This is a genomic window from Streptomyces sp. NPDC054932 (assembly GCF_053610205.1).
In genome coordinates this window covers 15,103-19,330 of sequence record NZ_JBSGXU010000158.1, presented here as the reverse complement: position 1 = coordinate 19,330, position 4,228 = coordinate 15,103, and the positions used below count along the sequence as shown (strand labels likewise).

General features: G+C 70.3%; 3 protein-coding genes and 1 pseudogene. 3 read left to right on the top strand and 1 reads right to left on the bottom strand.

Annotated features, from left to right (window positions below; all coding sequences use genetic code 11):
• A partial coding sequence (locus ACWGE1_RS31295; RefSeq protein WP_453423817.1) for a DUF2267 domain-containing protein occupies nt 1-270 on the top strand: 270 nt, incomplete at its 5' end.
• A gap of 609 nt (nt 271-879) precedes the next feature.
• On the opposite strand, the gene ACWGE1_RS31290 is transcribed toward ACWGE1_RS31295, so the two are convergent.
• Nucleotides 880-1,602 carry a LuxR C-terminal-related transcriptional regulator gene (locus tag ACWGE1_RS31290; RefSeq protein WP_453423816.1) on the bottom strand — a complete coding sequence of 241 codons (723 nt, stop codon included), beginning with the start codon at nt 1,600-1,602 and terminating at the stop codon, nt 880-882.
• Nucleotides 1,603-2,111: 509 nt separating this feature from the next.
• On the opposite strand from ACWGE1_RS31290, the gene ACWGE1_RS31285 reads away from it, so the two are divergent.
• Together ACWGE1_RS31285 and ACWGE1_RS31280 are read left to right on the top strand one after the other, a co-directional pair.
• Complete coding sequence (locus tag ACWGE1_RS31285) at nt 2,112-3,431, top strand: hypothetical protein (RefSeq protein WP_301364509.1); 1,320 nt, start codon at nt 2,112-2,114, stop codon at nt 3,429-3,431.
• A gap of 272 nt (nt 3,432-3,703) precedes the next feature.
• Nucleotides 3,704-3,865, top strand: a pseudogene (locus ACWGE1_RS31280) (pirin); the annotation flags it as partial.
• Nucleotides 3,866-4,228 lie beyond the last annotated feature (363 nt).

Genomic DNA, 4,228 nt, shown 5'->3' with positions numbered 1-4,228 from the left:
GCCCAGGCCTTGCCCGTCGAAGCCGCCCTGGCCCTGACCGCCCAGATCCCCGCCACCGAACGGCTCACCGGCTGGAGCTTCATCAAGGACATGGCCGCCCGCGCCGGCACCAGCCCGGCCGTTGCCCGCTGGGACACCGGTGCCGTCCTCGCCGTCGTCACACGCCTCACCGGCCCCGACCTCCTCACCCGCATCCTCCACCAACTCCCCACCGGCTACGCACTCCTCTTCGGCCAGGCCGAACTTCGCCAGCCACAGCCCGCAGTGTGATGCGGTGGTTGCAGGAAAGCCCAGGCTGGCACCCCGGGGGCCGGCTCTCAAGGCCGCAGGTGCCGCAAGTGAACTCCGGCGTTGCGGTGCGGCGCCCGGCTCGGGTTCAGGCCGGGCGAGCGCGAGACGGGTCCGGGCCTTCATCAGCCCGCCCGCCTCCCACCACGTCCTCATTCGCGAGCACGTACGACGGCTTCCGCAGCCGCCCTCGTGACCTGTCATGGAGCCACCACCCGGACCGTACAGTCCTGCCACTGATTGCGTCCGGCTGTTCCCTTCCTGGCATACGTCGGCGTGTTGGGTGCAGACGCGATCCGAGGCGCGGCCGTTGGTACATTTGGCCGATCATGATGGAGGTGGGAGTTCTCGGGCCGCTCGATGTCCGGGTCGGCGGGCGGCCGGTGACGGTCGGGCGCCGACATGCGCGGACCGTCCTGGGAATCCTCCTTTCGGCCCGGGGTCGAAATGTCCCGGTCGACCGGCTCGTCCACGTGCTCTGGACGCAGCGGACGCCTGCCAAACCCACCACCTCTCTGCACTCCTACGTCTCCAACCTTCGCGGCATCCTGGAGCCGGACCGGCCCGCCCGTACCCCGTCCCGGATCCTTGTCAGCAGTCCGGAGGGGTACCGGCATACGCCGCGTCCGCACCGCTCCTGACGTCCCCGGCGGCGAAGACCCCGGGCAGGCTGGTCTCCAGCAGCATCGGATCGCGTGCGCCGTGCCGGAAAGCGTAGGCCACCGCCTGGGTGCGGTTGCGCAGGCCCAGCCGACCCGTCACCCCGCTGATCACCTGCTTGATCGTACGCTCGGAGTAGTTCAGCCGGCGCCCGATGTCCGCGGTGTCCAGGCCCTCCGCGAGCAGCCGCAGCACCTCCACCTCCCTGATCCCCAGCCCCGAGAACGTAAGCCCGGCGGGTTCCAGCACGCTGCTACGCAGACCGAGCACCTGGTCGATGAGTGCTCCTTGGAGCCCAGACGGCAGCACGGCGTTGCCCCGGGCCGTCTCCCGGACGGCCTCGGCCACCGCATCGAATCCCGCTGCGGTGCGTGCCACCACGCTGCGCAGACCGTATTGCACGGCGGGCAGGACATACCGGTCGGGGACCTCGCCCGTCACCAGCACTGCCCCGGCTCCCGGATCGTGCGCGTCGGCGGCCAGCGAACGCAGGAGATCCAAGGTGGCGCCGGTGAACCGGTCCGCGAAGACGAGGTGCACATCGGCCCGGTGCCGCTCTGCAGCGGGCAGGGGCCGCAGCCCGGCGTAGTCGCGCAGCCGCGCCCGCGCACCCTCTGCCGTCAAGGCGTCCTCGGCGGTCACCAACACGCCCACCGGCCCGCACCGGGGGCTGCCGTGCCGGGAACCGCCGGGTGCGGACCTGCGGCTGCGCGGAGGTGCTACCGCTCCTACCCTGTCGGCGGGAACGGATGAGGTGGCCGGAGCCGGGACGGGGAGGGTGAGGAGCACGGGGGTGCACCGCCGATCTGGTGTTCGGGCCGACGGCCGGAACCGGGGCCCGCGGGAGGGGTTGTTGCGGCCGCGGCCGGTCTGCGCGGCGAACCACCACAGCCGCCGCCGCGGTCTCTCCCACCCTGCCCTGGAACGCCTGGCATCGGCTTGGCATCCGCTTGGCGTCGGCCTGTCGCGACGGGAACTGCCCCGTCCGAACATGTGGTTCCCGTCTGCGCCCGACTCTGCCCGAACGGACGCGGGAAGGCGTTCGATCAGGCCGCCGCATGCTGCACCGGGCCGGAATCGAGTATTCCGTCGGATGGAATGGGACGACCGGTGGCCGACCCTGCGGCCACCTGCCCGGAACACCACTTCGAGGAGACACCACCATGGCACTCGCCTGCGGCCACGACGCCCCCGCCTACGGCCTCCCGGTCTGCGAGCACATCCGGACCGCGACCGACGAGGTCGACTTCTCCATCCACTACACCGGGCACGGCCTCGAGCATCAGCGGATATGCGCCCTGTGCCGCGAAGAAGCCCAACACGGCCGGCCGGTCACCACCGGCCGCATCTGTGAGGACTGTTCGGACACCTCGTACGGGAGCGTGGTCGACTCCGTCGGGCGCCCTGAGACCATCGATGCCTCCCGCCCCGTCCCGGGCGCCGGACCCCTGGTCCCGTTCCCCGCGGACACGGGTACGGTCCTGGACCTCGCTCCAACCGAGCGGGGACTGCTGCTGCTCGCGGCCGACGGGCGGATCCTGCTGTGGGACGCCGAGGCGGGCTCCTGCACGCACCTGGCCACCACCGGCGTCAGCGTGCCGGCTGATGCGGAGCCGTGGAACGGGCACGACAAGGCCCTGCGGCTGCACGCCTCCCGCAACGGCCGGTTCGCCGCCGTCGCCGTCGACTTCGGCCGCACCGGCGAGGTGATCGACCTGACCACCGGAGCGGTCACCGCGGTCCTGGAGAACGACGGGTACCACAGCGAGACCGTCCCCTACTCCCTCCTGTTCACCGAGCACGCCGGCCGCGACGTCGTCCTGCACCGCACCCGGTGGAACCGGATCGCGGGCACGGACCCGGCGACCGGCGAGCCCGTCCTCCTGATGCCGGAGTCCGAGAAGGAGGCCGCCTGGGCGCACAGCTTCCACGGCGCGCTCCACCTCAGCCCGGGCGGCACCCGCCTGGCTTCGGACACCTGGCTGTGGCACCCGCTGGGCCAGCCCGTCACCTGGGACCTCGCCCGGTGGTTCGCCGACGGGGAGTCCGCCTGGCACGGCGAGCAGCCCGCCGTCGAATTCCGGCGGCTGCCTCCTTGCGAGTACCACTGGAACCGGCCCATGGTCTGGCTGGACGAGGCGCGGATCGTCCTCGGCGGGCTCGGAGACGACGACGAGGCAGTGGTCCCCGGCGCCCGCGTCTTCGACGTCACCCGCATGGTCGACCTCGGCGTCCACGGCTCGGGGCCCGACGAGACGGCGACGTTCGGAGGCCCGGAAGGCCGGTTCTTCGCCGCCGACGGCCTGCTGTACTCGGCAGGCGGACCCGGCCTGGAGATCTGGGACCCCACCTCCGGCGCCCGCATCGGTTCCGTCCCCGGCTTCCACCCCACCCACCACGACACCGTCCGCCGCGAACTCGTACAGCTCACCGCGGACGGCGTCCGCCGCCGCCCGACGACCGAAAGCCTGCCCACCGGCTGAAGGACGGAGGCCTGTGTGCTGCGCGGACAGCCACCACTCCTGTCAGAGGGTTGCAGTCTGCCGCTGTTCAGGCGGGAGCTTGATCCGTGACTGGTCCGGAGACGGAGGCTGAGAGACCGAATCGACTACCTCGGGTAATTGTGGGCCACGTCGGGCGAGATGCCGAGCAACTCCTGGTCAGGCCCGTGGCCGTGGTGCCCTGATGCTGACTTTTGCTGACTTTGAGGGACGCGTAACGCTCTGACCTGCGGAAACGTGGAGCGATCCAATGGTTCTGGAACTGGATCGGCCGGAGCAACGAGGAGATCGTCCAGTTTCGCAAGGAGTGGATGGAAGGCACCCGCTACGGCGAAGTAAAGGGCTACGACGGCCTCCCGATCCCTGCGCCTGCGCTCCCGCCGGGCCCTCTGAAGGCACGCGGACGGGTGCGCTGACCTGCACGTTTTTAGATCGGGTCGATCGGATCGCGATCAGCTGGAGCGAAGGTGACGCCGCGCGGAGATCGTTCCGTAGGGGCCCGCTGCAGGGGATCCCGGTAGCTGATTTCGTGGCACCGTACTTTCCCATGTGTGACCTGGTGGGGTCAGCTTTGCCAGGACCAATGCTGACCCAATGCTGACTTTGGTGACAGTCCGTCAGCTCCACTGGTGCTCCGCCGCGAGGCTCGGGGCGGTGTTCGAAGCCGGACGCTGCTCGGTACAACAACATTTTAAAAAAAGCGGGGAGAGCGGTGCGCTGGGTGAAGCGCCCGAGCTAGCCTACGAAGGCCACCACCCAGAGCCCAAAGAAGAGTAAGA

Excerpts from the sequence above, each read along its gene's own strand:
- ACWGE1_RS31285 (WP_301364509.1), top strand. The coding sequence starts at position 2,112 with ATGGCACTCGCCTGCGGCCACGACGCCCCCGCCTACGGCCTCCCGGTC.